26 protein-coding genes, 1 tRNA gene and 1 pseudogene are annotated in these 26,343 nt (G+C 66.1%); 17 read left to right on the forward strand and 11 right to left on the reverse strand.

The genetic code is table 11. The annotated features are described in order from the left end of the window. Positions 1–4: 4 nt before the first annotated feature. From IB268_RS09250 to IB268_RS09260, 3 genes are read right to left on the reverse strand one after another with little or no spacing between them, the layout of a single operon-like run. On the reverse strand, positions 5–1,510 hold the full coding sequence (locus tag IB268_RS09250; RefSeq protein ID WP_192354135.1) for an AMP-binding protein: 1,506 nt from the start codon (positions 1,508–1,510) through the stop codon (positions 5–7). Next, positions 1,507–2,721, reverse strand: a complete 1,215-nt coding sequence (locus IB268_RS09255) for a thiolase family protein (protein WP_192354136.1) — start codon at positions 2,719–2,721, stop codon at positions 1,507–1,509. Before IB268_RS09255 ends, IB268_RS09250 begins: the two co-directional genes overlap by 4 nt. Before the next feature lie 26 nt (positions 2,722–2,747). Continuing rightward, positions 2,748–3,881, reverse strand: coding sequence for an ABC transporter substrate-binding protein (locus IB268_RS09260; protein ID WP_119449090.1), 1,134 nt, complete (start codon positions 3,879–3,881; stop codon positions 2,748–2,750). Between the two features lie 123 nt (positions 3,882–4,004). Between IB268_RS09260 and IB268_RS09265 the strand changes: the two genes are divergently transcribed. Continuing rightward, positions 4,005–4,961, forward strand: a complete 957-nt coding sequence (locus tag IB268_RS09265; RefSeq protein WP_054456549.1) for a LysR substrate-binding domain-containing protein — start codon at positions 4,005–4,007, stop codon at positions 4,959–4,961. A gap of 161 nt (positions 4,962–5,122) precedes the next feature. After that, positions 5,123–5,836, forward strand: a complete 714-nt coding sequence (locus IB268_RS09270) for an autoinducer binding domain-containing protein (RefSeq protein WP_192351964.1) — start codon at positions 5,123–5,125, stop codon at positions 5,834–5,836. A 134-nt stretch (positions 5,837–5,970) separates the two neighbouring features. On the opposite strand, the gene IB268_RS09275 is transcribed toward IB268_RS09270, so the two are convergent. Further along, positions 5,971–6,046, reverse strand: a tRNA-Ala gene (locus tag IB268_RS09275). Positions 6,047–6,112: 66 nt separating this feature from the next. Then, the gene (gene xth / locus IB268_RS09280) at positions 6,113–6,895 is read right to left on the reverse strand and encodes an exodeoxyribonuclease III (RefSeq protein ID WP_192354137.1); all 783 of its coding nucleotides are present in this window, start codon (positions 6,893–6,895) and stop codon (positions 6,113–6,115) included. 360 nt (positions 6,896–7,255) lie between these two features. On the opposite strand from xth, the gene IB268_RS09285 reads away from it, so the two are divergent. The 5 genes and pseudogenes from IB268_RS09285 (at position 7,256) to IB268_RS09305 (ending at position 9,101) form a co-directional block, all read left to right on the forward strand. Further along, positions 7,256–7,777 (forward strand): sigma-70 family RNA polymerase sigma factor, encoded by a 522-nt coding sequence (locus IB268_RS09285; RefSeq protein ID WP_119449087.1) that lies wholly within the window; start codon positions 7,256–7,258, stop codon positions 7,775–7,777. Positions 7,778–7,927: 150 nt separating this feature from the next. After that, on the forward strand, positions 7,928–8,176 hold the full coding sequence (locus IB268_RS09290) for a DUF4880 domain-containing protein (protein ID WP_054456553.1): 249 nt from the start codon (positions 7,928–7,930) through the stop codon (positions 8,174–8,176). A gap of 95 nt (positions 8,177–8,271) precedes the next feature. Beyond that, positions 8,272–8,421, forward strand: a pseudogene (locus tag IB268_RS09295) (cyclic peptide export ABC transporter); the annotation flags it as partial. A 200-nt stretch (positions 8,422–8,621) separates the two neighbouring features. Then, complete coding sequence (locus tag IB268_RS09300; protein WP_054456554.1) at positions 8,622–8,864, forward strand: hypothetical protein; 243 nt, start codon at positions 8,622–8,624, stop codon at positions 8,862–8,864. Between the two features lie 18 nt (positions 8,865–8,882). Further along, positions 8,883–9,101 carry a hypothetical protein gene (locus tag IB268_RS09305; RefSeq protein ID WP_125472666.1) on the forward strand — a complete coding sequence of 73 codons (219 nt, stop codon included), beginning with the start codon at positions 8,883–8,885 and terminating at the stop codon, positions 9,099–9,101. Positions 9,102–9,125: 24 nt separating this feature from the next. On the opposite strand, the gene IB268_RS09310 is transcribed toward IB268_RS09305, so the two are convergent. Together IB268_RS09310 and IB268_RS09315 are read right to left on the reverse strand one after the other, a co-directional pair. Continuing rightward, entirely contained in the window at positions 9,126–9,911 is a 786-nt protein-coding gene (locus IB268_RS09310; protein ID WP_175162609.1) for a 3-oxoacyl-ACP reductase, read from the reverse strand. A gap of 18 nt (positions 9,912–9,929) precedes the next feature. Continuing rightward, positions 9,930–10,733 (reverse strand): FadR/GntR family transcriptional regulator, encoded by an 804-nt coding sequence (locus IB268_RS09315; RefSeq protein ID WP_054456557.1) that lies wholly within the window; start codon positions 10,731–10,733, stop codon positions 9,930–9,932. A gap of 245 nt (positions 10,734–10,978) precedes the next feature. Between IB268_RS09315 and IB268_RS09320 the strand changes: the two genes are divergently transcribed. Together IB268_RS09320 and IB268_RS09325 are read left to right on the forward strand one after the other, a co-directional pair. Next, entirely contained in the window at positions 10,979–12,415 is a 1,437-nt protein-coding gene (locus IB268_RS09320; RefSeq protein ID WP_119449139.1) for an aldehyde dehydrogenase family protein, read from the forward strand. A gap of 90 nt (positions 12,416–12,505) precedes the next feature. Beyond that, entirely contained in the window at positions 12,506–13,210 is a 705-nt protein-coding gene (locus IB268_RS09325; protein WP_192354138.1) for a riboflavin synthase subunit alpha, read from the forward strand. 33 nt (positions 13,211–13,243) lie between these two features. On the opposite strand, the gene IB268_RS09330 is transcribed toward IB268_RS09325, so the two are convergent. The 3 genes from IB268_RS09330 to IB268_RS09340 form a co-directional block, all read right to left on the reverse strand. Beyond that, on the reverse strand, positions 13,244–13,765 hold the full coding sequence (locus IB268_RS09330) for a 2'-5' RNA ligase family protein (protein WP_054456560.1): 522 nt from the start codon (positions 13,763–13,765) through the stop codon (positions 13,244–13,246). A gap of 64 nt (positions 13,766–13,829) precedes the next feature. Then, positions 13,830–15,323, reverse strand: coding sequence for a M81 family metallopeptidase (locus IB268_RS09335; protein WP_192354139.1), 1,494 nt, complete (start codon positions 15,321–15,323; stop codon positions 13,830–13,832). 23 nt (positions 15,324–15,346) lie between these two features. Next, positions 15,347–16,648, reverse strand: coding sequence for an MFS transporter (locus IB268_RS09340; RefSeq protein ID WP_054456562.1), 1,302 nt, complete (start codon positions 16,646–16,648; stop codon positions 15,347–15,349). A gap of 195 nt (positions 16,649–16,843) precedes the next feature. Between IB268_RS09340 and IB268_RS09345 the strand changes: the two genes are divergently transcribed. Together IB268_RS09345 and speG are read left to right on the forward strand one after the other, a co-directional pair. Further along, positions 16,844–17,758 carry a LysR family transcriptional regulator gene (locus IB268_RS09345; RefSeq protein ID WP_119449121.1) on the forward strand — a complete coding sequence of 305 codons (915 nt, stop codon included), beginning with the start codon at positions 16,844–16,846 and terminating at the stop codon, positions 17,756–17,758. 57 nt (positions 17,759–17,815) lie between these two features. Beyond that, on the forward strand, positions 17,816–18,400 hold the full coding sequence (gene speG / locus IB268_RS09350; protein ID WP_013393257.1) for a spermidine N1-acetyltransferase: 585 nt from the start codon (positions 17,816–17,818) through the stop codon (positions 18,398–18,400). A 60-nt stretch (positions 18,401–18,460) separates the two neighbouring features. Here speG and IB268_RS09355 read toward each other — a convergent pair whose 3' ends face one another. Further along, positions 18,461–20,869, reverse strand: coding sequence for a cation-translocating P-type ATPase (locus tag IB268_RS09355; RefSeq protein ID WP_225591345.1), 2,409 nt, complete (start codon positions 20,867–20,869; stop codon positions 18,461–18,463). A gap of 133 nt (positions 20,870–21,002) precedes the next feature. Here IB268_RS09355 and cadR point away from each other — a divergent pair, with 133 nt between their 5' ends. The 6 genes from cadR to IB268_RS09385 all read left to right on the forward strand — a co-directional run bounded on the left by cadR (position 21,003) and on the right by IB268_RS09385 (position 26,288). Beyond that, entirely contained in the window at positions 21,003–21,437 is a 435-nt protein-coding gene (gene cadR, locus IB268_RS09360) for a Cd(II)/Pb(II)-responsive transcriptional regulator (protein ID WP_054456564.1), read from the forward strand. A gap of 188 nt (positions 21,438–21,625) precedes the next feature. Then, positions 21,626–22,807, forward strand: a complete 1,182-nt coding sequence (locus IB268_RS09365) for a CaiB/BaiF CoA-transferase family protein (RefSeq protein WP_054456565.1) — start codon at positions 21,626–21,628, stop codon at positions 22,805–22,807. Positions 22,808–22,888: 81 nt separating this feature from the next. Further along, positions 22,889–23,635 (forward strand): FadR/GntR family transcriptional regulator, encoded by a 747-nt coding sequence (locus IB268_RS09370; RefSeq protein WP_192354141.1) that lies wholly within the window; start codon positions 22,889–22,891, stop codon positions 23,633–23,635. Then, positions 23,632–24,447 carry an enoyl-CoA hydratase gene (locus IB268_RS09375; protein WP_192354142.1) on the forward strand — a complete coding sequence of 272 codons (816 nt, stop codon included), beginning with the start codon at positions 23,632–23,634 and terminating at the stop codon, positions 24,445–24,447. The genes IB268_RS09370 and IB268_RS09375 overlap by 4 nt, the downstream gene beginning before the upstream one ends. Positions 24,448–24,624: 177 nt before the next feature. Beyond that, positions 24,625–25,608, forward strand: coding sequence for a tripartite tricarboxylate transporter substrate binding protein (locus tag IB268_RS09380; protein ID WP_082401186.1), 984 nt, complete (start codon positions 24,625–24,627; stop codon positions 25,606–25,608). A gap of 86 nt (positions 25,609–25,694) precedes the next feature. After that, the gene (locus tag IB268_RS09385; RefSeq protein WP_041653427.1) at positions 25,695–26,288 is read left to right on the forward strand and encodes a nitroreductase; all 594 of its coding nucleotides are present in this window, start codon (positions 25,695–25,697) and stop codon (positions 26,286–26,288) included. The last annotated feature ends 55 nt before the right edge of the window (positions 26,289–26,343 follow it).

A 26,343-nucleotide genomic window follows, 5' to 3' on the forward strand; every position in this document is an offset into this window, starting at 1 on the left:
GCGTTCATGGCGCGCGCAGCGCCTTCTTGTCCACCTTGTTGGCGCCCGTATAGGGCAGGGCGTCGAGTATGCAGATGACCGCCGGCACCTTGTAGCGCGCCAGATTCGATTGGCAGTGCGCGATCAGCCCGGCTTCGTCGATTGCCGCGCCCGGCCGCAGGACGACGAAGGCGCGGATGACCTCGCCGCGGTAGCTGTCGGGCCAGCCCACCGCCGCGGCTTCGGCCACGTCGGGATGCAGGTATAGCACTTCGTCGACCTCGCGCGGGTAGACGTTGTAGCCGCCGGAAATCACCAGATCCTTCTTGCGGTCCCGGATGTACAGGAATCCGTCCTCCGCGAACTCGCCGATGTCGCCCGTGTACAGCCAGCCGTCGCGCAGGGTTTCAGCGGTAGCGTCGGGCCTGGCCAGATAGCCTTGCATGATCTGCGGCCCCCGCGCGCGGATTTCGCCGCGCTGGCCGGGCGCCAGCACGACCGAGCCTGTTTCCAGGTCGACCACCTGCACCTCGGTGCGCGCGACGGGCGTGCCAACCGAGCCATGGCGGGTTCCGGCCGGGCCGTTGTAAGTCAGGATGGGGCCGGCCTCGGTCTGGCCATAGCCTTCGTAGATCGGCGCGCCTACCGCAGCTTCCCAGCGCCGGTGCACCTCTTCGGCCAGCGGCGCGGAACCGGAATAGCAGGCCCGCACGCTGGACCAGTCGGTGCCGCCAAAGCGCGGATGCGACAGCAGGCCGGTATAGATCGTGGGGCTGCCCGGAAACAGCGTGATACGCTCGCGCTCCACCGCGTCGCAGACGTCGTCGGGCCGGTAGCGCGGCAGCACCACCAACGTGGCCGCCGCGCTGGCGGCCAGGAACAGGCCCATGGCCATGCCATAGGAATGGAATAGCGGCATGGCGCAAAGCACGCTGTCGGCGCCGTAGCGGGTGGGCAGCGCCAGTTCCCGCTGCAACACATTGGTGGCGATGGCGTCGCGTCCGAGGATCACGCCCTTGGGATGTCCGGTCGTGCCGCCGGTGTATTGCAGCAGGGCGGGCGCCTGGGCCTCGGCATCGTCCAGCGGCGCATCGTCCATGCCAGGCTCCAGCCACGCACGGGCTTCGTCTTCCGCGACCAAGCGGATGCCCAGCGCCGCAGCCAGCGGCGCCGCAACGGCGATGGACGCGGCATCGGCAATCAGCAGCGCGGGCTGCGCGTCGCGCAGGATGAATTCCAGTTCGCGCGCCGTATAGAGCGGATTGAGCGGCACATGCTGGTTGCCGGAGCACTGCAACGCCAGCGTCACCACACAGGCCAGGTCTGAATTGCCCAGCAGGGTTGCGATCCGCGCGCCGGACACCGTACATGCTTGCAGACGGCGGGCCGTCGCCCAGACTTCGGCGGCGTAGCGCCGGTAATCGACGCGCCGCGCGCCGCAGACCAAGGCCGTGCGTTCGGGCCAGTCGCGCACCGCGCGGGCCAGCAGCGCGGGAATGCGCAGGACGCCTTCGAGGCTGGATTGGCTCATCGTGCAGCTCCGCCAGCGTCCACGCGCAGGACCACTGCCATTGCACTGTCGCCGGCCGCGCAGCCCGTGAAGAGGCCCAGTCCGCCGCCGCGCTCGGCCAGTTCCTCGATAAGCTCGATGACGGACCGCAGGCCGGTCGGGCTTTGGGGATGGCCCCACACCAGCGAGCAGCCATAGTTGTTCATGGCCATGACGTCTAACCCCGTGGCGCGCGCCAGCGCGATGTCGGAGACCACGAAGGGATTGTGCGTCTTCACCGCATGCAGGTCGGCCGCGGCCAGGCCGGCGCGTTGCAGCGCATGGCCGGCGGCTTCGATGGGCGCCTGCGGCATGTAGCCCTTTTCGGTGCGCGACTGGCCGAAGCCCAGTATCTCGATGCCGATTTCAGGACGTTGCGACAACTCACGCGCACGTTCGGCGGTTGCCAGAATCATGCCGGCGTTGCCGTCGGCCGGATGCGTCTGCCCGCCATAGGTGATGGTGCCGCCGGGCAGCACGGGCGTCAGCCGCGCCAGACCCTCCGCCGTCGTCGCGTGGATGCCTTCATCGCCTTCCAGCACCGATGCGGTCTTGGCGTAGCGCGCGTCGGGCACCTGGAAGGGCAGCGTCATGTAGCGCTGCTGGAACCGGCGGTCGTCGGCGCAGGCCTGCGCATATTGCTCGTAGCGGCGCAGCGTGACCGCATTCTGCTCGTCCGTGGAAATGCCGTGGCGCTCGGCCACGCGCTCCCCGGTCTGCAGCATGGACAGGCCGCTCCAGGGATCGTGAGAAAAATTGTCCAGCACCCAGTTTTCATGCGCGCCGGAGCCACCCGGGCCGGCGGGATCGGGATGGTAGAGCTGCGGTCCGTTGGACACGCGGTCGGCCATGAGGACCAGCGAGGTCTCGGCGTTGCCGAGCATGAGTTCGGCCGCGGCCGTGGCCAGGCCCCGCGCCGAGGTGGCGCAAGCCTGCGAAACCACCGGCCCCGCCAGATGGGGCGCGCCGAGCATGCCGGCCACCCAGGGCAAGCCGTAGAACGAGCCCTGCTGCGGCACCGAGCAGCCCAGCACCGCGCTCTGCAGCGCCGCGGGCGCGATGCCGCGGCGTTCCAGTTCGCGGCTCGCGGTCCAGGCCGCGAAACGCAGGCTGTGCAGGCGCGACAGGCTGCCCTGCCAGCGCGAGAAAGGCGTGCTCCAATACGCGCCATAAGGAATGTGTACGCCGGTCATGCGGACTCCTGCTGCAAATGGGCGGCTTACGGCAGGAACTGCCAGGCGCCCGAACGGGCCTGCATCAGCACGACGCCGCGCTCGTCCAGGCCGTTGTGGTTGGTGGGCGACATCATGTAGATGCCCTGTGTGCCGATGGTGCCCTGCAGGCTTTCCAGGGCGTCGCGCAGCGCCTGGCGGAAGGCCGGGGTGCCAGGCTGGGTGCCCGCCGGAATCTTGGCCACGGCCGCGTCCAGCAGCAGATAGGCGTCGTAGGTATATGGCGCGAAGGCGTTGCGAGAGTCGGCGCCGTAGGTCGATTCATACTGCTGGGCGTAACGCGTGGCGACCGGCTTGATCGGGCTGTCCGCGGGCAGCTGTTCCACCACCTGCACGGGCCCGCTGGGCACGATCACGCCATCGACTCCCTTGCCGCCGAGCTTCAGGAAATCCTTGTTGATCACACCATGCGTGTTGTACTGAACGCCCTGATAGCCGCGTTCGCGCAACGACAGATGGGGCAGGGCGCCCGGCGTGCCCGAGCCCCCGACCAGCACCGCGCCCGGATTGAGGGCGACGATCTTCAGCACCTGCGCCGTGACCGAGTTGTCGGTGCGCGCATAGCGTTCGTTGCTGAGCACCTTGATGCCGCGCTTGGCGGCCGATTCCTGCAAGGCGCGGTAGACAGCGTCGCCCCAGGCGTCCGAAAACCCGATGTAGGCCACGCTCTTCACGCCGCGCTTGACCATGTCGGCGGTCAGCGAGTCCACCATGAGGTCTATGCCGTGGGCCACCACGAAGATCCATTCGGCGCGGTCCGGGCTGACCGCGATGGGTGCCAGCGAGAGTTGCGGCGTGCGGGCTTCGCGGGCGACTTCCGTGACCGCCATCGAGGTTGGCACGTTGCTCGGGCCGATGATGGCGTCCACCTTGTTTTCGGTGATCAGCTTGCGGGCGGTCCTCACCGCGGACGACGGATCGGTCGCATCGTCCAGCGCGATGTATTCCACCGGCTGGCCGCCCAGCGTCTTGGGCAGGAGCGGCACGGTGCTGCGGTACAGCGAACCCATGGAGGCTCCGGGTCCGGTGCTGCTGGCGATCACGCCAATGCGGATGTCGGCGGACGCGGCGGCAGGCGCCAGGGCGCAGGCCAGCGCCAGCGCGGCAAGACGATGAAACATGGCTATTCCCCTTTTTTCTGGATATCGCCCGGCTAGCGGGATGACCCTAGTATGGGCGTGTTGGCGATAACTGGATAATTGCGATTCCTTATCAATCGATAACCAACTCGCCGGACGCATTCCATGCCGGAAATCGCCACTTTGCAGCAGCTGCGATCGCGCCTGCGCATCCGCCACCTGGTCTTGCTGGACGAGCTGGGACGGGTCGGCAATCTGCACCGGGCAGCCGAAGCCATGCACCTTAGCCAGCCCGCGCTGAGCAAGCTCCTGGGCGAGGCCGAGGCGCTGGCAGGGCAGCCCTTGTTCGAGCGTTCGCATCACGGCGTCGCGCCGACCGCGCTGGGCCTGCTGATGATCGATCGCGCGCGTCTGCTGCTGAATGAGCTGGACGCCACGCACGCCGAACTCGCGGCGGCCGCCAACGGCGCGACCGGCAAGGTCCGGGCAGGCATTTTTCCGGTGGTCGCGCACCTGCTGGTGCCGCTTGCGGTGCAAGGCCTGCAAGAAAGCCATCCAGCTCTGCGCATAGAGCTGTCCGAGGGCCTGGAAAAGCAGTTGCTGCCCGCCTTGCGTGCGGGCGAGCTGGACTGCGTCGTGGGACGGCTGGGGGTGGAGGGTGCGGACGCGGATCTGCAATGCGAGATCCTTTACGACGAGGCTACCGCAGTCGTCTGCGGCCCCGCCCATCCGCTGGCCTCGCGCAGCCGCCTGAGCGGCGCCGCGCTGGACAACTGCCGCTGGGTGCTGCCGTCGCGCAACGCCGCGCTCTACAGCATGGTCGCCGCCGCCGTCTCGGCGCGCGGCGCAGGCTTTCCGCAGGTAGCCATCGAATCCAGCGCCATCCTGACCATCGTCTCGTTGTTGCAGCGGACCTCGCTGCTGTCGGCCATCCCGCTGCGTGTGGCGCGCTCTCTGGCGGCAAACGGGCAACTGGCCATCCTGCCGCTGGCCTTGCAGGCGCGGCTGCATCCCGTGGGCATCATGACGCGGCGAGATGCGCGCGCCGCGGCTGCGGCATCGTTGTTCCTGGATGCGCTGCGAGTCGCTGCGACGACGGTGCGCGCCGACGCAAGCGTTTGAATGCCGGCAGTCAATAAATAAAATATAAACAAGTAATCATGTTTGTTTATATTTTGAAATATTTCAGGAGTTTAACTATATTGCGACAGCGGCCTTTTCTTGATTTCAGCCGTGCGATTTTCAAATGATTGCGATGCAAATGCACGGGGACGGAATTCAGAATGAAGCCGTGGGCACAAGACCTTCTATTGGCGACTAATAGCGCAACCACTGAGCAAGCTGTTTTCACGAAGGTGGCAGCCGCTGCATTGGATTTGGGGTTTACTTATTGCGGGTATGCAGTGGGGACGGCCTTGCCGTTTACCAACCCTCAGGTCGTCATGATCAGCAATTATCCGACTGTGTGGCAGGAGCGCTACGCGCAGGCGCGTTACGTGGAAGTCGACCCTACCGTAAAACACTGCAGCCAGTCTGCGCTGCCTATCGTCTGGTCGGAGAGGGTGTTTGCCAAAACGCCAGAGCTTTGGGACGAGGCGCAGGCAGCCGGGCTTTGTGTGGGATGGGCCCAGTCGAACCTGGACGCGTACGGAACCGGCGGAATGCTGACGCTGGCCAGGCAGAAGGAGCAACTCTCCGATGAGGAACTGCTCAGCAAGGAATTGCGCATGCGATGGCTGGTGACCGTTGCGCACCTGGCGCTCAGCAGGGTCTTGCTGCCGCGATTTAAATTAACGCCAGATACTCCGCTGACGCGTCGCGAGACCGAAATTCTAAAATGGGCGGCGGACGGCAAGACCAGCAGCGACGTGTCCGAAATACTGGCGATTGCCGAGTCGACGGTCAGATTCCATACGAAAAACGCCATTTCCAAGCTCGGCGCCCGGAATCGGACTGCAGCCGTCGCTCGCGCCGCGTTGCTCGGACTTCTACGATAAGTGGGCGGCGCCTTGGCAGCCAGTCGATTTCCGCACGTTGCGGGATCGAGATTCGGCAGATGCCGGAACCCGGCGCATAAAGCAAGACAGGGCACTACATCGTTAAATGTAGTGCCCTGTCTTGGCGGGAATTTTGGTGGAGCGGAGGAGGATCGAACTCCCGACCTTCGCATTGCGAACGCGACGCTCTCCCAGCTGAGCTACCGCCCCAATGAAGCAAGACCAAGACTATACAGGAATGTTCTTGGCCTGCGCAATATGCCGCCGAACAAAAAATCAGGCGAATGCCAAGGTCGCAACGACCGGGGCGTGATCGGACGGTTGTTCGTTGCGGCGCGGCTCCTTGTCGATGACGCAGGCGGTGCAGCGCTTGACCAGCGGCGCGGACAGAAGGACATGATCGATGCGCAGGCCGGCATTGCGGCGGAACGCGAACTGGCGGTAGTCCCACCAGCTGAAGGATTTCTCCGGTTGCTCGAAAAGGCGGAAGGAATCCGCCAGTCCCAGGTCGAGCAGGGCGCCGAAAGCCTTGCGCTCCGGCTCGGACACCAGCACCTGGCCTGCCCATTTTTCGGGGTTGTGCACGTCTTCGTCGGCCGGCGCGACGTTGTAGTCGCCCAGCACGGCCAGCCGCGGATACTGCTTGATCTCGTCGGCCAGCCAGGCTCGCATGGCTTCGAACCAGTCCAGCTTGTAGGCGTACTTGTCCGAACCCACCGACTGGCCATTGGGGCAGTAGGCGCAGACCACGCGCACATCGCCTTCAGGGCTGGGGAAAGTCAGCGCCAGGACGCGCTGCTGCGGATCCTCATACCCGGGAATGTTGCGCACCATCGACGTGCCGGGCACGCGCGAAATGATGGCGACGCCGTTATAGGTTTTCTGGCCCGCCCAGACGGCATGGTAGCCGGCTTCGGTGAAGGCGGCCTCGGGGAACTTGTCGTCCGTGAGCTTGAGTTCCTGGATGCACAGCACGTCGACGGGATTGGCTGCCAGCCAGTCCAGCACCTGCGGCAGGCGCACATTCAGGGAGTTCACGTTCCAAGTGGCTAATTTCATGGTTTTTGTAGACCGTTCATTCATGCGGCTTGCGGCGGCGTCGCCTGCCACGGTCCCGGTTCCAGTTAATCATCTGGCCATACATCCGGGGCGTGGTCGGCGGTCGCCGGGGACAGACGCAGATGATACCGTGGCCGCGCAGCCCGAGCCGGCGGGCTGTCCATTCTGAAGTTGACGTAGAGGCTTTCGAGGCTTCGTGCCGCAAGCAATCTGGAGCAGATTCGAATCCCTGTAAAAAGCGCCAGGTTAGGGCGAAAACGAGGGCGCGGCGATAGACATTCGATTTTTCATTAATGATAATTTTTCGCAATAGATTGAGTTATTACAAGTCACCATAAATCTTTGCGCGGAGGCGCTTCAATGTCCATGGGTACGCAGGGAGTGGGGCTTGGAGACATATTCATTGCGCATCGGGCGCAGCTTCGTCGCATCGCGCAAAGAATCGTGGGCACGCCGGAGATCGCGGACGAAGTCACGCAAGACGCCTACCTGAAACTCATGGAAGGGGCATGCGCGCGCGATGTCAGCAAACCTTATAGCTATTGTTGCCAAGTGGTCCGCAATCTGGCGTTGGACCACTGCCGCCGTCAGGCCGTCGAATCTACGTATCGCATCTATACCGACGACGGGGAATTGCCGCAGGTCGCCGGCGGCTGCGTCCCGGACCGGCGCTTCCAGGAGCGGCAGGTGATCGATGCCATTGACCAGATCCTGGGCACCTTGCCGCCCAGGACGCGGCGCGCCTTCGAACTCTACAGGCTCGGCGGTTTGACGCAGCGGGAGGTTGCGCGGCAAATGGGCTGCTCAGCCACGCTTGTGAACTTCATGCTCCGGGATGCCACCGAAGCCGTCGCCAGCTGCCGCGATTTGCTGGAGGCCTGAGCCCGCAGGCATCAGGCTGCGCAGTTGCCCTTGGGCCAGGTGGGCGCAGGCATGCGGTTTGGACAGCGTGTCGTCCCTCAGAGAGGTTATCGTGGATAACCTTTTCCTTTACCATAGCGCCAACCAGCCTTTTAGCCCCCAAGGTAGCCTATGGGCGATGACATCAATTCGAAGCAAGACCCGGTCTGGGATGTTGCCTGGTCCTGGGTGCTACGCCAGCACGAGCACGATAGTTTCGATGCAACCGACGAAGCCGAGCTGGTGCAATGGCTCGCCGCCGATGCGGCACATCGCCAGGCCTACGACAAGGCTGGCCGCTTGTGGTTGATGGCGGGTCTGGTTCCTTCCGCGAACGATATCGATGTTCCGGGCACTAAGGACCTCGGCGGCAAGGCCTAGTTTTCAGGCCTGTTCTCGCCACGTCTGCCTCCATTGACGCCATGCCGCCATGCGCGGCTTGCATCTCCTTCCCCGCAGCAAACTCGATCAGCGCGGCGGTGCTGGTGATCTCCCACGACGACCGCTATTTCCATCTGGCCGACCGCCTGATACGGATGGAGAATGGCCAGATCGTGGCAATCGAAACGCCGGTTGCGCGCGATCCGGCGACCTTGGCGCCCGCCGAGCTGGCTGCCGCGCAATGAGAGGCAGCCGTTCCTCGGCGCCACCCAGATAGTTTATGTGTGAATTTTTATTTCCACCCTGCGTGGCGTGCTCAGCCAGGGATGATTGCTCCGCGCCGCTGGCGGGGAATACACAAAATGTTCTATTTTTTGCGGTTTTCTAATGCCTGAGAATTGACCCGGCGTCTACGCTCCCTACAGTTCCCTGAACGGAGAGGAGTATGAAGCCCCTTGATTTGGATCAGGTTTCTCCTGGTGTGGCCGTCATGCCTGGCGTCCCCATCGTCGGCTGGTTGCTGGACGGGCCGCAACCCGAGTTCACCGATGTCGTCAGCGTCGCCCGCCAATGGATGGCGGACGGGCAGCGCGTGTCAGAAGTGGTGCGGGCGCAGGACTACCGCGCAACGCCCGCGGGGCCTGGGCACATCCTGATGCGCGCCTGCGCCATCGCGGGCCAGCGTTGAGGCGCCGGGGAGAAAACAATGAGAACCGGAGTGATCAGGCTCAACGGGCATCAGCTCGAATACGAACTCAGGCCGCTTGCGTCGCAGCAAGGCTACGAAGCCTGGGTGCGCACCGCGCCAGGCCGCGAATGGACGCGGATAGGCGTGGGCGATTCCGCCTTCGTGAGCGAGGACGCCGCGCTCAAGGGCATCAAGTACGCCGCAGTGGAAATCAGCGCGAGACGATTGCAGGCATAGCGCGCCGTGTTGGCGCAACGCGGCTCAACCCTTCACCAGTCCGCCGTCGACGATCAGGTTCTGGCCCGTCACCGCGCGCGACCAGGGGCTGGCGAAGAACAGCACGGCGTCGGCGAATTGCTCGGGCGTGGTGACTTCGCGCAGCGGCGTGCCCGCGGCAATCATGTCGAAGACCGCGTCCGGCGTGGCTGCCGAGGCGTCGGTGGTGCGCAGCAAGCCTCCCGACACCATATTGACGGTGATGCCGTCCGCGCCCAGTTCATGCGACAAGGTGCGGGTGAAGGCCAGCAGCGCCGCCTTGGCCGCGGTGTAGTCGTGGTATGGCACCACCGGGTTCTGGACCAGGTTGGTGCCCACGTTGATGATGCGCCCGCCGCCAGCGGTCCGCATGGCGGGCAGAGCGGCCTGCGTGGTGTTGAGCGCGGCGCGCACGCTGCCTTCCAGCTGCGCGTTCATCTGCGTCCAGTCCAGCGCGCCGGCATGCGGACGGGCATCGCCGTTGAACTGGAAGGCGGGCAGGGCGTTGTTGACGACGGTGGTCACGGGCTGGCCGAAATGCTTGGCGGCTTGCGCGAACATGGCGGCGACGGCGGCCGGGTCGCGCACGTCGGCCTGCAGCGCGATGGCGCGGTCAGGCGCACTGGCGGCCAGTGCCTGCGCGCGTTCGGCGCTGTTCAGATAGTTGACGACGACCTTGGCGCCTTCGCGCAGGAAGGCGCGGGCGATGGCGGCGCCCAGGCCGCGGCTGGCGCCGGTGACGACGACGAGCTGCTGGTTCAGGTCCAGGGAGGGGCGTTGTTGCGATGACATGTAGTTAAGGCTTCCTGCTCAATGTTCCGAGCCGCTGTTCAGCATGCGGCTGCGGGCTTTTTCAATATGGGCGCGCATGACGTTGCGCGCGCCTTCGGCGTCCTGTTCCTGGATCAGCCGGTAGATGTGGCGGTGTTCTTCGATGGCGGCGCGGGTGCGCTTCCAGGGTTCGCTGTGGACCAGGTGGCGCATGACGTTCACGGCGTGGCTGACGTCGTACTCCAGGGATTTCAGCACCTGCACGAAGCGCTGGTTGCTGGTGGCCGCGGCGATGGCGCGGTGGAATCCGTAATCGTGATGGTGGGCGATGGCGCCGGAAGCGTCGGCTTCTTCGTAGCCGGTCAGCATGCGGTCCATTTCGCGCAGGTCTTCGTCGGTGCGGCGCAGCGCAGCCAGGTAGGCGCATTCGGGCTCGATCACCATGCGCAGTTCCAGGCCTTCCAGGATATGGCCGACGCGGCGCGCCGGGTCGACCGCGGGCATGCCGCCCATCAGGTCGGGTTTTGCGCGCACATAGGTGCCAGAGCCGCGGATGGAGTCCACCAATTGGTCTTCGCGCAGCCGATCCAGCGCCTGCCGCACCACCGGTCGCGATACCTCGAACAGCGCGGCCAGCTCCAGTTCCGTTGGCAGCTTGTTGCCGGGCGCGATCTTGCCGGTGGCAATGGCATAGAACAGGCTTTCGTAGACGCGCTCGGCAAAGCGTTCGGCGCGCACGTAGCCCAGGCCCGAAGCCACTTCCGCCAGCACGTCCAATTCAGGACGGGGGCGGTCCACGGCTTGCAGCAGCGATTCCAGCTGTGGATCCCGCACATTGCTCATCGTCATTCCTACATGCATTGCCGGGCTTGTCAGTCACCATGACAAATCCGGGGTGGCGTTAAGCCGCTGAATTATTAGGGATTACCCGAGGTGGTCGGGAAATATCCTGACTCTTGGGATAAAAGCTGTCAATTCAATTGACAAGTTGCGGCGCGCTCCCGTACCTTGACCCGAAACCAAAACGCAACCCGCGCGCGACGCCATATCCCTGCAACCGGCCGTTCGGCCGCTACTTTACTCCGCACATCGTGACTCAGAAGAACTTTATCGCCAACCAATGGGTGGCCGCCGCCACCGGTGAAACCATTCCCGTCCTGAACCCGTCCGATGGCAAGCCCTTCGAGGCGATCGCGCGTTCGGGCGCGGCGGATGTGGACCGCGCCGTGACCGCGGCGCGCGAGGCTTTTGAAGGCGAGTGGGGCCAGATGGCGCCCGCTGCGCGCAGCCGCCTCTTGATGCGTATCGCCTTTGCGCTGCTGGAGCGTCAGGAAGAGCTGGCGCAGCTGGAATCGGCCGACACCGGCAAGCCCATCAAGCAGGCGCGCGCCGACGCCGCCGCCGTTGCCCGCTACTTCGAGTTCTATGCCGGCGCGGTCGACAAGCTGCATGGCGAGACCATTCCCTACACCCCGGGCTTCACCGTGCTGACGGTGCGCGAAGCTCACGGCGTCACCGGCCACATCGTGCCCTGGAACTATCCGCTGCAGATCTTCGGCCGCAGCGTCGGCGCGGCCCTGGCCGCGGGCAACGCGTGCGTGGTCAAGCCCGCGGAAGACGCTTGCCTGTCGCTCTTGAAGCTGGCGGAGATCGCGGCCGAGGTCGGCCTGCCGGCAGGCGCCTTGAACATCTGCACGGGTTATGGCCATGAAGCCGGCGCGGCGCTGTCCGCCCACCCGGGCATCGACCACATCTCGTTCACCGGTTCGCCGCAGACGGGCAAGATGGTGGCGCATGCCGCCGCCGAAAACCACGTGCCGGTCACGCTGGAACTGGGCGGCAAGTCGCCCCAGATCGTGTTCGACGATGCCGACCTGGACGCCGCCATGCCGGTGCTGCTGGCCGCCATCATCCAGAACGCGGGCCAGACCTGCTCGGCCGGCAGCCGCGTGCTGATCCAGCGCGGCGTGTACGAAACGGTGCTCAAGCGCCTGTCCGACGCGTTCTCGGCCACCGTTACCGGTCCGGCCGCGGCCGACCTGGACGTGGGCCCCCTGATCAACGCGCGCCAGCAGGACCGCGTGCGCGGCTTCCTGGCTGAAGCCGAAGCTGAAGGCATGAAGGTCGCGGCCCGCGGCAAATTGAAGGAAGGCACGCCCGAGGCCGGTTTCTACCAACCGCCCGTGCTGTTCCGCGACGTGCCGCCCAACAGCCGCCTGGCGCAGGAAGAAGTCTTCGGCCCGGTGCTGGCCGCCATGGTGTTCGACACCGAGGAAGAGGCGCTGGAAATCGCCAACGGCACGCTGTACGGCCTGGTGGCCGGCGTCTGGACCCGCGACGGCGGCCGCCAGCTGCGCCTGGCGCGCAAGCTGCGCGCAGGTCAAGTCTTCATCAACAACTACGGCGCTGGCGGCGGCGTGGAGCTGCCTTTCGGCGGTTCGCGCCAGTCGGGCTATGGCCGCGAGAAGGGCTTTGAAGCGCTGTACGGCTTCACCACCCTGAAGACGATCGCCATCCGCCACTGATCCCGGCTTGCGGGCGGCCCGGCCCCTGGCAAAATATCGGTTAACGTTGATGTTTTGCTTCAGGGGCGCCGCCCCGCATTCAGGATCCGTATGTTCACCGGTATTGTTCAAGGCACCGCGAAGATCGCCAAGATCGCGGATCGCGAAGGCCTGCGCACTTTCACGCTGGATTTCCCCCCTGGTTTTTGCGTGGACCTGGCCATCGGCGCCAGCGTGTCCACCGATGGCGTCTGCCTGACCGTCACGGAAATCCTGTCCGAGACCCAGGCCACTTTCGACGTCATGCTGCAAAGCCTGGCCATCACCACCCTGGGCAGCTACCAGGAGGGCGACCGCGCCAACGTCGAGCGGGCCGCCAAGGACGGCGCCGAGATCGGCGGCCATCCCTTGTCCGGGCACGTGGATTTCACCTCTGAAGTGGTGATGGTGAAGTCGTCCGATACCAACCGCCTGATGCGCTTCAGCATCCCCGAGGCATTCCGCAAGTATGTCTTCGCCAAGGGCTATATCGCCATCAACGGCGCCAGCCTGACCGTATCGGAGGTCAACCGCGCCGAGGGCTGGTTCGAGGTCTGGCTGATTCCGGAAACCCGCCGCATGACGGTGTTCGAGGACAAGCAGGTGGGCGATTTCGTCAACATCGAGATCGAACGCAGCACCCAGGTGGTGGTCGATACCGTGCGCGAAACCGTGCAGGAAAGCCTGGGCAAGCTGCAGCCGCTGCTGGAAGCCATCCTGAAGGAAAAGGGGCTGACGCTGGAAGACTTCGTCAATCCGCAGGGCAAGCTGAAGTAGTGAGCGGGGGCGGGGCAGGCGGTGCCGGGCCCCTCAGCCGGAAAGCCGGGCCGAAGTCAGGTCCGTCAGCACGCCATTTTCCAGGACAGCCATCGTCAACTTGTCGACCGTGCCGCGAATTTCAAGTCCGTTGCGGTTCAATTCATCGCACAGCGATTTCATCAGTGCCCGGTTGGTGGACGACCCCATGGTGATGTGCGGCACATAAGGAATGTCCAGGCGCAAGGTCGGCGCCAGCACCTGGCGGTACAGGGCGTCATGCAGCCGCGACAGCTGGCTGTGGCCTTCATCGGGAACCAGGTACGCGTAAGCGTGCGCGGGGTCGGCCCCCAGCATGGCGTAACGGCATACGAAGTCTATCGGGCCGTGCAGGCCTGCGACCTCTTCGAGGTGCTGCTGGTAGGCCTGTTCGTCGATGCCCGCGCAGCCGAATGCCATGGTGAAGTGCGCCTGCACCAGCGGATGCTGGCCGTCATGCTGGCGCCGGAACTCCTCGATGAACGCGGAGTCCGACGCGCCGAGGCGCGGATAGGCGAGCGTATGGAGCTTTTTCATGCTTCCAGTCTGCCACTGCGCCGCGCGAAAGCAAACCCCGCCGGCTGGCGGCGGGGCGGGGCGTTCAGTAAGAGAACGGCTTGCCTTGCGGCCGCACGCGGATGCCGGGCTGCAGCCGGGTCCAGGGCAGGTCGGCCGGGTCGGCCTGCATCGGGCCGGGCGCCTTGGCCACCAGCACTTCGTGGGCGATGGGCTGGAAGTCCGCGCGGAAGTGCACGGAACTCTTCACCACCAGGATTGCCATTTCCTCGGGCTGCACGCCGCCGACGCGGAACAGGTTGCGGTCCAGCATCTGCGACTTGGTGGCGCTGACCACCACCCGCACGCCGCCGATGCGCAGGCCGGCCACGGCTTCCAGGTCCACGTCCATACCGTTCATCATCGGCCCGTCAAAGCGCAGCTTGCCGGGCGACAGGGTTTCGACCACGAACTCGCCTTCGAAAGCGGAGTCGCCCGCCACGCCCGATTGGCCTCCCAGGCTCAGGCGGACCTTGCCGCCGATGCCGGCCGCGGTGGCCTGGCGTACCGCCTCGGGGTCGTAGAACAGCCCCAGCGCGGCATTCTGGGCATCGGCCTGCACCAGCGCGCGCAGCATGCCGGTGGTGTTGGCGTCGCCGCCCGCGCCCGGATTGTCCTGCGTGTCGGCGATGACCACGGGGCGCGATGCGCCCGCCGCCAGCGCCTGCGCGCGGCGCACGGCCTCGGACGGCTCGAGGAAGTCGGGCGACCATTGCGGCTCCAGTTCCAGCACGCGCTGGTACAGGGTTTCGGTCACGCGTTCGACGGCTGCCGCATCGGTGCCGTAGGCCCAGACCACCGGGCCGCACTCGGGGAAGTCCGCAGCCGGAAAGCCGGGCGCGAACGAGATGGAGGCCACGCCCGGAGTCTGCTCCAGGCTTTCCAGCAGCTCGTACACACCCTTGGACGGCTGCAGCATCGTGCACATGCCGTTGATCGGAATCAGGAAGGGCAGGCGGCGTTCGCTGCGGCTCCAGCTGTCGCCGGCCGCGATACGGGCCTGCAGCAGGCGCGCCGCGTGCTCGCCGGTGTCGGCCATGTCCACATGCGGATAGGTGCGGAACGCGGCCAGGCCGTCGGCTTCCTGCAGCATCTGCGCGGTGACGTTGGCGTGCAGGTCCAGGCTGGCGATCACCGGCACGTCGGGTCCGACGATCTGGCGCACGCGCGCCAGCAGTTCGCCTTCACCGTCGTCCAGGTGTTCGGCGACCATGGCGCCGTGCAGGTCGAGGTAGACGGCGTCGTAGCTGCCGTTGCGGGCCGCGTCCAGGATTTCGCCGGCGATTCGTTCGTAGGCGTCGCGGGTTACATGGGCCGAGGGGCTGGCGCCCGCCCAGATCACGGTCTCGACCGTATGGCCCTGGGCCAGCGTCGCGTTGATGAAGCCGCCGGCGGGGATGTTGACCTCGCGCAGCGCCAGCATGTCCTTGCCGCGCACCATGGCGGGGAATCCTTCGCCGCGCACGAAGTTGTCGTAGGCGGCGAGCGACGGCGCGAAGGTGTTGGTTTCGTGCTGGAAGCCAGCAACCAGAATATGCATGATCGTTTCCTGTGGGTTGGACTTCAGGCGCGGGCGGGCGCGGAACGGGGCGGACGGTTCACCAGCAGGAGCAAGGCGCCTGCCACCAGCAAGGCGGAGATCACGTACAGGCCGCCAGCCAGCGTGCCCGTGGCTTCCTTGGACCAGCCGATGATGGACGGGCTGAGGAATCCGCCGAGCAGGCCGATGCTGTTGATGAGGGCGATGCCGCCGGCTGCTGCCTCTCCTTTGAGGTACTGCGAAGGAATCGCCCAGAATACCGTGTAGGAGGCCCACATGAAGCCCGTGGCCAGGGTGATCGCGCTCAGGGATAGCGCGAATTGCGTCGGCGCGGCGGTGGCGATGCACAGGGACACGCCGGCCAGGAGCGCCGGAATCAGCGTATGCCAGCGCCGTTCCTGCATGCGGTCCGAGCTGCGCGCGAACCACAGCATGAAGACCGCCGCGGCGATGTAGGGGATGGCGGAATACAGGCCGATCTCCATGGTGTCGTGCACGCCCGCCAGCTTGAGCAGCGTGGGCAGCCAGAAGCTGACGGCATAGATGCCGCAGATCAGGCAGAAGTAGGTCAGGGCCATGCCGTAGATGACGGGGTCGCGCAGCACCTGCTTGAAGGCGTGCTTTTGCTGCGTGCCGCGGGTCTCCAGGTCGGCCGCCAGCAGCGCTTTTTCCTCGGCGCTGAGCCACTTGGCCTCGGCCGGCTTGTCGTCCAGGTAGCGGTACGCGATGACGCCCAGCAGCACGCAGGGCAGGCCTTCCAACAGGAACATCCATTGCCAGCCGTCCAGGCCGTGCGCGCCCGAGAACGCGGTCATGATCCAGGCCGACACGGGGCCGCCGACGATGCCGCCGATGGGGCCGGCCAGCATCACCACCGCCATGACGCCGGCCATGCGCGACTGCGAGTACCAGTAGGTCAGGTAGAAGATCATGCCGGGCGCGAAGCCGGCTTCGAATACACCCAGCATGAAGCGCAGGACGTAGAAGCTCCATTCGCCCTGCACGAACAGCATCGAGGCCGAGGTCAGGCCCCACAGCACCATGATGCGGCTGATCGTGCGGCGAGCGCCGATGCGGGTCAGCAACAGGTTGCTGGGCACTTCGAAGATGACGTAGCCCAGGAAGAAGATGCCGGCGCCCAGGCCGTAGACGGCGTCGGAAATGCCGATGTCCTGCTGCATCTGGAGCTTGGCGAAGCCGATGTTGATTCGGTCCAGGTAGGCAAAGACGTAACAGAGCAGCAGGAAGGGCAGCAGGCGCCACGTGATCTTGCGATAGAGCGGGGCCAGGCGCGGGTCCGCGCCCGGCGTGGTCGGATGGGGCATTGCATGTCTCCTCGCGCGGGTCTGGCGCCCGCGCTGGCTGGGGTTGGGCCGGAAACCCTGTGGCTTCCGCGGCCGCCATTATTGGAAGACAGGGGCGTTCCGAACAATGACCGGGGTGATAAATTATCGTTGCCCTGTGGGCAACGCTTGAATCACCTTCAACCGGCGCCACCAGGCGCCCCAGGAACGCGGGACATGCAGGAAATCAGCCAGGTCCGCCTGAAGTACTTCAACGAGGTCATGGCCTGCGGCTCGATACGGGGCGCGGCCGACAAGCTGGATACCGCGGCCTCCGTGATCAGCCGGCAGATCCAGCTGCTGGAAAAGGAACTGGGCGTGCAGTTGTTCGAGCGGCGCTCGCGCGGGCTGACGCCCACCGAGGCCGCCGATATGCTGCTGGAGTACCACCGCGGCTGCCGCGCCCAGCAGGAGCATCTGAATGCGCGCCTGCAGGAATTGCGCGGCATGCAGCGCGGCAACGTGCAGCTGATGATCAGCGAAGGCTTTATCGACGGCCTGATGGAACACGTGGTCGGGCCGTTCTGCATCGAATATCCGCAGATCAACATCAGCGTCAACGTCGGTTCGGTCAATGAGGTGGTCGAGGCGGTGGCCTCGGACGCGGCCCACATCGGGCTGGCCTACAACCCGCCGGTGGACCCGCGGCTGCGCTGCCGCGCCAGCCGCAAGCATCCGGTCTGCCTGCTGGCGGGCCGCGGCCATGCCCTGGCCGCAAGGCGCGGGCCGCTGACCATCGCCGACATCATGCCGTATCCCTTCGCGCTGATGTCCGCGCCCTACGGGCTGCGCCAGGCGGTGGACTTGCTGGAATTCACCGAGCGCATCCATCTGACGCCCAGCCTTACCACCAATTCGCTGCGCGTACTGAAGCAGTACGCGATGACAGGAGCGGGCGTGACGCTGATGCCGAACCTGGGCGTGCATCATGAGCTGGCCAGCGGCGAACTGGTGGCGATTCCCATCGCGCATCCCATCCTGAGCGCGCCCGAATGCCAGGCGCTGCTGCGGCTGGGGCGGCCGCTGTCGTCCGCCGCCAATGAGGTCATGCGGCGCATAGAACAACGCCTGCCGGCGTTCTCGGGCGGCTGAGCGCCAGCGCGCCGGGCCGCGCCCGCTTACAATGGGCGCACTTTCGGAGGTATCACCATGTCGGTCACAACCGATATCAAAATACGCCCCCTGGAGCGTGGCGACCTGCACTTCGTGCACAAGATCAACAATAACGACGTCATCATGCGTTATTGGTTCGAAGAGCCTTACGAGGCCTACGACGAACTGGTCGCCCTGTATGACCGCCACTTGCACGACCAGAACGAGCGGCGCTTCATCATCGAGCACGACACCGGGCAGCCCGCCGGCCTGGTCGAGCTGGTGGAAATCGACTACATCCATCGCCGCGCCGAATTCCAGATCATCATCGCGCCCAGCTATCAGGGCCGGGGCTACGCCAAGGCGGCGACGCGCATCGCTGTGGGCTATGCCTTCCGCGTGCTGAACCTGCACAAGGTCTATCTGGTGGTGGACAAGGACAACACCGCCGCCGTGCACATCTATGAGCGCTGCGGCTTCCAGATCGAAGGACTGTTGAAGGAAGAGTTCTTTTCCAACGGCGGCTATCGCGACGCCTACCGCATGGCGCTGCTGCAGCACGACCATCTGCGCGACGTGGGGCCTGGCGCGCCGGACGCGCCGGTGCTGCGCGACTGGCCGCAGGAAGAGCAGGCGGGCTGAGGCCTGCTTTTCCCGGCGGCCATGCAATGCATGCGCCACCGGGAATCGGACTGCTCCGCGTCAGTGTGCCGCAGGCGCCGCCCGCAACAGCCGCAGGCCGTTCGCCACCACCAGCAGGCTCGCGCCCACGTCGGCGAACACCGCCATCCACAGCGTGGCGTTGCCGGTCATGGCCAGGGCCAGGAACACGGCCTTGATGCCCAGCGCCAGCGCGATGTTCTGCACCAGCACGCAATGCGTGGCGTGGGACAGACGCAGGAAAGTGCCGATCTTGCGCAGGTCGTCGTCCATCAGGGCCACGTCGGCCGTCTCGATGGCGGTACCGGTGCCCGCCGCGCCCATGGCGAAGCCGATGTCGGCGCGCGCCAGGGCGGGGGCGTCGTTGATGCCGTCGCCCACCATGCCGACGCGGCCGCCAGACGCCAGCTTGCTTTCGATGGCGCCTAGCTTGTCTTCGGGCAACTGGTCGCCGCGGGCTTCGTCGATGCCGACTTGTTGCGCGATGGCTTGCGCGGTGGGCGTGTTGTCGCCCGTCAGCATCAGGGTGCGCACGCCCAGGGCGTGCAGGTCCGCGATGGCGGCGGCGCTGGTCGGCTTGACCGTGTCGGCCACGGCGGCTACGGCCAGCACGCGATTGCCGTCGGTCAGCGCGATGGCGCTCTTGCCCTGGCGTTCCAGTTCGTCCAGGCGCGCTTCCAGCTTGGGGCTGGAGACGCCCAGTTCGCGCATCAGGCGGCGGTTGCCCAGCTGGAAGGTCACGCCGTCCAGCGTGGCGCTGACGCCGCGGCCGGGCAGGGCGGTGAAGTCCTGCACGTCCAGCAAGGCCGTGCCGGCGTCGCGCGCGGCATTGGCCACGGCCAGCGATACCGGGTGGTCGGAGCGGGCGGCCAGGCTGGCGGCGACCAGCGCGGCCGGCTGGCGGCTTTGGTCAGACACGTCCCAATCCTGGATGTCGGTCTGCACCGGCTTGCCGTGGGTCAGGGTGCCGGTCTTGTCCAGCGCCAGCCATTTCAGGTTGCGGCCTTCTTCGAGGTACACGCCGCCCTTGACCAGGATGCCGCGGCGCGAGGCCGCGGTCAGGCCGCTGACGATGCTGACCGGCGTGGAAATGACCAGCGCGCAGGGGCAGGCGATGATCAGCAGCGCCAGGGCGCGGTAGATGGCGTCGAACCAGGGCTGGTTCCAGAACAGCGGCGGCAGCACCGCCACCAGCACCGCGATGCCCACCACGGCCGGCGTATAGATGCGCGAGAAGCGGTCGATGAAGCGCTGGGTCGGCGCGCGCGCGCCTTGCGCCTGTTCGACGGCGTGGATGATGCGCGCCAGCGTGGTGTTGCCGGCGGCCGCCGTGACGCGGTATTCGAAGGAGCCGGCCGCGTTCACGGTGGCCGCGTAGACCGGGTCGTCCTGCGTCTTTTCCACGGGCAGGCTTTCGCCGGTGATGGGGGACTGGTCCACCGCCGAGCTGCCGCTGACGATGATGCCGTCGGCGGCGATGCGTTCGCCCGGGCGTACCCGCACGATATCGCCCACCTGCAATCTGGCGGCGGGCACTTCGAGCCAGTCGCCATTGGCCTGGCGCACGGTCGCCGTTTCCGGCGCCAGGTCGAGCAGGCCACGGATGGCGTTGCGCGCCCGGTCCAGGGAGCGGGCTTCGATCAGTTCGGCCACGTTGAACAGGAACATCACCATCGCCGCTTCGGGCCATTGGCCGATCAGCACGGCGCCGGTGACGGCGATGCTCATCAGGGCATTGATGTTGAGGTTGCCGTTGCGTACGGCGATCCAGCCCTTGCGGTAGGTGCTGATGCCGCAGGCCAGGATGGCGGCCACGGCCAGGGCTGCGGTGACGCCCAGCGGCCAGCCGGCGAAATGCGACAGTTCCGACAGCGCGGCCAGGACGCCGGAGCCGCCGATCAGCCACCAGTTCACCGGTTTGGCGGCAGGGGCTGGCGTGCCGGGAGCGTTGTCGGCCAGGGGCTCGGGCGTCATGTCCAGCGACTTGATGGCGGCCATGACACGGTCCAGCGCGCCTTCGGCGTGCACCACGGTCAGCACGCGCTGCATCAGGTTGAAGTCCAGCGCGTGGACGTCGGCCATGTTGTCGAGCTTTTTGCGGATCAGCGTTTCCTCGGTGGGGCAGTCCATCTGGCCGATGCGCAGGCGCGCCAGCGACTGGCCCGGGCCGGCGGTCAGCGTGGCCGCGCCGGCGCCCGAAACGGTGAAGGGCTGGCCATCACCATGGCCGCAGCAGGCGTCGCCGCCGTGGTCGTGCTTGTGGCTGCGATCGTGCTTGTGATCGTGCGCGTGGTCATGGCCGGCATGGTCGTGGCTGTGATCGTGGCCCGCGTGGCTGTGATCCGCGTGATCATGGCCCGCATGATCGTGTCCGGCCTGGGCCTGGGCGTTCTTGGCGGGCGCGTCGCAGCCGTCGTGCGCGCAGCAGGCGCCGCCTTGCCCGGCGGGCATATGTTCGTGTTTTTTGACCGGAGGTAAAGACATCGTCCTCTGCCTTGAAATAAGCTGGTGACGCTATTCCACACCTTGGAGTTACTATAGGGTCAACCCCCTATATCAATCGGATGCGATCCGGGAGGCAGCGATGCGTATCGGCGAATTGGCCACGGCGGCCGGAACCACGGTCGAGACCGTCAGGTATTACGAGAAAGAAGGGCTGTTGCCAGCCCCGGAAAGGGGACTGAACAACTACCGCAGCTACGGCCAGCCCCATCTGGAGCGGCTGCGCCTGATCCGCAACTGCCGCGCGCTGGACATGACGCAGGACGAGATCCGCGCCATCCTGTCGCTGGCGGATAACCACCAGAGCGGTTGCGGCCCCATCAACGAACTGTTCGACGAGCACATCTCCCACGTGGATGAACGCATCGCCGAACTGACCCAGCTCAAGACCCAGCTCACGGAATTGCGCCAGCGCTGCCTGTCGGCCCGGCCCGACACGGAAGACTGCGGCATCCTGCATGGCCTGAGCGAAATGCAGGTCGAAGAGCGCCAGGAACGCCACACGCACCTGGGCTGACAGCGGCCCTGGACAGGGCGGCATCACGGAGCACGGGCCTGATGGCCTAGGGAAAACCCGCCGCGCAAAAAGCGCGGTGGCGTCTTGTTGCGTCCAAAATCAGCATGTAAGATGTCCAACATCCAACAAATAATGACAAGGCAGCCGCGGTCGACGATTGGCGGCGCCATACAGAGAGGCAGACAAGCATGGATTCCAAGCCCTTGGGCCGATTCACCGTTCTGGACCTGACGCGAGTGCGCTCGGGTCCCGCCGCCGTGCGCCAGTTCGCGGACTGGGGCGCCACCGTCATCAAGATCGAAGAGCCGGGCGACGAGCAGGACGACAAGCCGGGCGGCTCCGCCCAGTTCGCGGACTACCAGAACACCCACCGCAACAAGCGCAGCGTCACGCTGAACCTGAAGCATCCGCAGGGCCGGGCGCTGTTCCTGGACCTGGTGCGCCAGGCCGACGTGGTGGTGGAAAACTACCGGCCCAACGTCAAGTTCAAGCTGGGCATCGACTACGAGACGCTGCGCCAGGTGAACCCGCGCATCGTCTACGCCAGCGTGTCCGGCTTCGGCCAGGACGGCCCCTACGCCGGACGCCCGGGGCTGGACCAGATCGCGCAGGGCATAGGCGGGCTGATGTCGGTGACGGGCGAACCCGGCCGCGGCCCCATGCGGGCGGGGATTCCGGTGGCGGACCTGACCTCGGGCCTGTTCTGCGCCATCGGCATCTTCATCGCGCTGCTGGAGCGCGAGGTGTCGGGGCAAGGGCAGTGGGTGCAGACATCGCTGTTGCAATCGCAGGTCTGGATGATGGATTTCCAGGCGATGCGCTGGCTGATGAACGGCGAGGTGCCTGGCCAGAGCGGCAACGACCATCCCACCAGCAGCCCGACCGGCGTGTTCCCCACCAGCGACGGCTATATGAACATCGCGGCCATGGGCAACGACATCTATGCGCGCCTGTGCCGCGTGCTGGAATTGCCGGAACTGATCGAGGACGAGCGCTTCCTGACGGTGCCGCTGCGGGCGCGCAACCGACCCGCGCTGAACGCGGCCATCGGCGCGCGCACCGCGACCCGGCCCACCGCCGAATGGATAGCGCTGATGAACAAGGAAGGCGTGCCTTGCGGTCCGATCCTGGGCATGGACCAGACTTTCGAGGATCCGCAGGTGCGCCACCTGGGGCTCAGCCGCGAGATCCGCCATCCCGCGCTGGGGCCGATTTCGGTGGTGGGGCAGCCCATGATCCTGAGCCGTTCCACCACCGGGGAAATGGCGCCCGCGCCCGAACGCGGCCAGCACAACGGCGACGTCTATGGCGGCATGCTGGGATTGGCGCCTGCCGACTTGCAGCAGCTGGCCCGCGAAGGCGTCATTTAAGGGATACGTCCAGGCACCGAGCATAAAATCGCCGCCAAGGCCGCCCGCGTATCCGGCGGCCCAGACGGAGACAGCCCAGACATGAACGCACCATCCACCGCCGCCGCCGACCAGGTCTTTTCCAGCCTGGGACGCCCCGACAACCTGCCGGACGAGATCGCTTCGCAGATCCGCCAGAAGATCGTGGCGCGCGAATTCGAGCCCGGCCAGCGCCTGCCCACCGAGTTCGAACTGGCGCAGATGTTCGCCGTCAGCCGCAATGTGGTGCGCGAGGCGATCGCGAGGCTGAAGCTGTCGGGGTATGTGGATACGCGGCGCGGCGTGGGGTCCTTCGTGGCGCAGGACGTGGGCACGCGCAATTTCGAAATCGCGCCGGAAGACCTGCTGCAGCCCGAGCCGCTGGCGCACATCTTCCAGCTGCGGGTGGAACTGGAATCCGGCGCGGCCGCGCAGGCGGCCCTGCACCGTACCCCCGAACAGATCGAAACCCTGCGCCAGGCCCTGCAACGGGTCGACGCGGCAGGCAATGACTGGCAGGCCGCCGCCGACCACGCGCTGGACTTCCACATGGCCGTGGGCGAGGCCACCAACAACCCTTATTTCGTGCGCCTGTTGGCGCACCTGCGCCACGTGTTCCGCGGCGCCGTGCGCACGCTGCGCTACACCAGCGCCGGCACCGAGCGCGTGCCGGAAATCGAACGCGAACATCACCGCATCTTCGATGCCATCGTCGCCGGCGACAGCGAGGCAGCGCGCCTTGCCATGCGCGTCCACCTGACCAACGGCATACAACGGCACCAGACAGTCATACAAGGAAAGCAACCGTGACCATACAACGCATCCTGCGGGGCGACATTACCGACAACATCGTGGCCGAGAAGCGTGGCGCGATAGGTTGGCTGACTTTCAACGATCCGCAGCGGCACAACGCCGTATCGTTCGCCATGTGGGAAGCGGTGCCGGTAGTGCTGGAAGCCTTTCGCCAGGACCCGGAGATCCGGGCGGTGGTGCTGCAGGGCGCGGGCGGCAAGGCCTTCGTCAGCGGCGCCAATATCTCGCAGTTCGACAAGCTGCGCAGCGGCGAAGACGCGGTGGTGGAGTACGAGCGCGTGGCCGAAACCGCGCAACTGGCGCTGTACGACTACGACAAGCCCACGATCGCGTACATCCAGGGCTATTGCATCGGCGGCGGCCTGAACATCGCCCTGTGCTGCGACATCCGCATCGCTTCCGACAACAGCAGCTTCGCGATTCCCGCAGGCAAGCTGGGCCTGGGCTACCGCCTGACCGCGATCCGCAACCTGGTGACGGCGGTCGGCCCGGCCAACGCGCTGGAAATCTTCCTGACGGCGGCGCGCTATGACGCCCGCGAAGCCAAGGAGCTGGGCCTGATCCGCAGGGTCGCGCCGGTGGACGAACTGCCGCAGGTGCTGGAAACCATGCTGGCCCAGATCCAGGCCAACGCCCCGCTGACGCTGCGCGCCGGCAAGAAGATGATCCGACAGCTTCAGCAGCTGGGACCGGAGGTCGACGTGGAAGGCATGCGCCGTCTGGTGCTGGAGTGTTTCGAAAGCAATGACTACCGCGAAGGCCGCAAGGCGTTCGCGGAAAAGAGAGCGCCGGTGTTCACCGGTACCTGATCTCCGGCCGCGGGCCGGATTCCCTACGCGGCTTTCAGGTCCGCGCCGTCGCCGGCGCGGCCCGGGGAGGCTTGCGTCCTGAATTCGCCGCGGACCGGATCAACCCGGCCACCGATCCCACCGGGGACGGCCTGGCCATAGACCGCGCAGCAGAAGCGCGGCGACGAGGAGACAGACATGAAAGCGGTTTATCTGAGGGCGGGCCTGGCTGGCCTGGCGGCGTGGCTGTGCGCGGCGCCGCTGCACGCGCAGGGGGCGTACCCAAGCCAGCCGGTGCGCATCGTGGTGGGCTACGCCGCCGGCGGCACCACGGACATCCTGGCCCGGGCGCTGGGCGAGCAGTTGAGCAAGGAGCTCAAGCAGCCCGTCATCATCGAGAACAAGGCTGGCGCCGCCGGCAACATCGCCGCGGCCTCCGTGCAGCAGGCCGCGCCGGATGGCTACACCTTGTTCATGGCGACCGTGTCCAGCCATGGCATCAATCCGGTCGTGTACAAGAAATCGCTGGGCTACGACCCGGTGGGCGGCTTCACGCCGGTCAGCATGATCGCGTCCATCCCGCTGGTGCTGGTGGCCAATCCCAAGCTGCCCGTGGCGTCGGTGGCCGACCTGGTCAAGCTGGCGCGCGAGAAACCGGGCGACCTGAACTATTCCTCCAGCGGCAATGGCTCGCCAGTGCACGTGGCCGGCGCCATGTTCGCCTCGGAGGCCAAGGTGCAGATCCAGCACGTGCCGTACCGCGGCGGGTCGCTGGCCAATTCCTCGGTCATGAGCGGCGAAACCCAGTTCAGCTTCGCCACCTTGCCGGCAGCCTTGCCGCAGGTTCGCGCGGGCGCGCTGCGCGCCCTGGCCGTGACCACCCGCGACCGTTCGGCCGAACTGCCCGACGTGCCCACGGTGGCGGAGGACCCGATGTTCAAGGGCTACGAGATCAACACCTGGAATGCGTTGATGGCGCCCAAGGGCACGCCCGATGCGGTGGTGGCGGTGCTGAACCAGGCGGTGGCGCGCTCGCTGGCCGTGCCGGCCTTGCAGACCCGCTTCAAGGGCGAGGGCGCCACGCCCGGCGCCAGCAGCCCGGCCGAGCTGGGCCAGTTCGTCAACGCGGAGCTGACGCGCTGGGCGGGGGTCATCAAAGAGGTCGGCATCCAGATCGAATGACCTCTGGCGGTCCGGGGGGATGACGGCCTGGGGCGGCGGAGTGGCGTAATATGAATTGTGTTTCTTTCTCATTGACGCCCGATCCGATGACCACGACCCAGACCGCCACCCCGCTGCACGCCCTGAATACCCGCCGTTCCTTCAAGTTCCTCCGCGCCCCGGCGCCCAAGCCCGAGGAACTCGAACAGATCCTGCAGGCGGCGATGTCGGCGCCCGACCATGGCGCCTTGCGCCCGTGGCGTTTCGTGGTGATCCAGGGCGAGGCCATCGGCAAGCTGGCCGATCTGGCGTTGGACGCCGTCAAGCGCAGCGGCGATCCGCGCATGACGCCGGAAAAGGAAAAGTCGGTGCGCGAATGGATGGCCGGCGTGCCGCTCTTCGTCGCGGTGGCGCAGAAGATTGCGCACGACAACACCAAGATCCCGGAGCAGGAACAACTGCTGGCCACCGGCGCCGCCACCATGAACCTCCTGAACGCCGTGCACATGCTGGGCTACGGCGCGTTCTGGAGCACCGGCATCGGCACCTACGTCGAAGACGTGCAGAACGCGCTGGGCCTGGACGCGCTGGACTACCGTTTCCTGGGCTTTCTGGCCATCGGCACCCCGGCTTGCGCCGTACCGCCGGCCAACCGCCCGGACTACCGCGAATTCGTCACGGAGTGGACCGGTCCGGTCTGAGTCTGCCGCCCTGGATGAAGCAAACCGGCCCATGGCCGGTTTTTTTATGGCATCT

It is taken from the genome of Achromobacter sp. ACM01, from assembly GCF_014851745.1.
Classification (GTDB): Bacteria; Pseudomonadota; Gammaproteobacteria; order Burkholderiales; family Burkholderiaceae_B; genus Achromobacter; species Achromobacter aegrifaciens.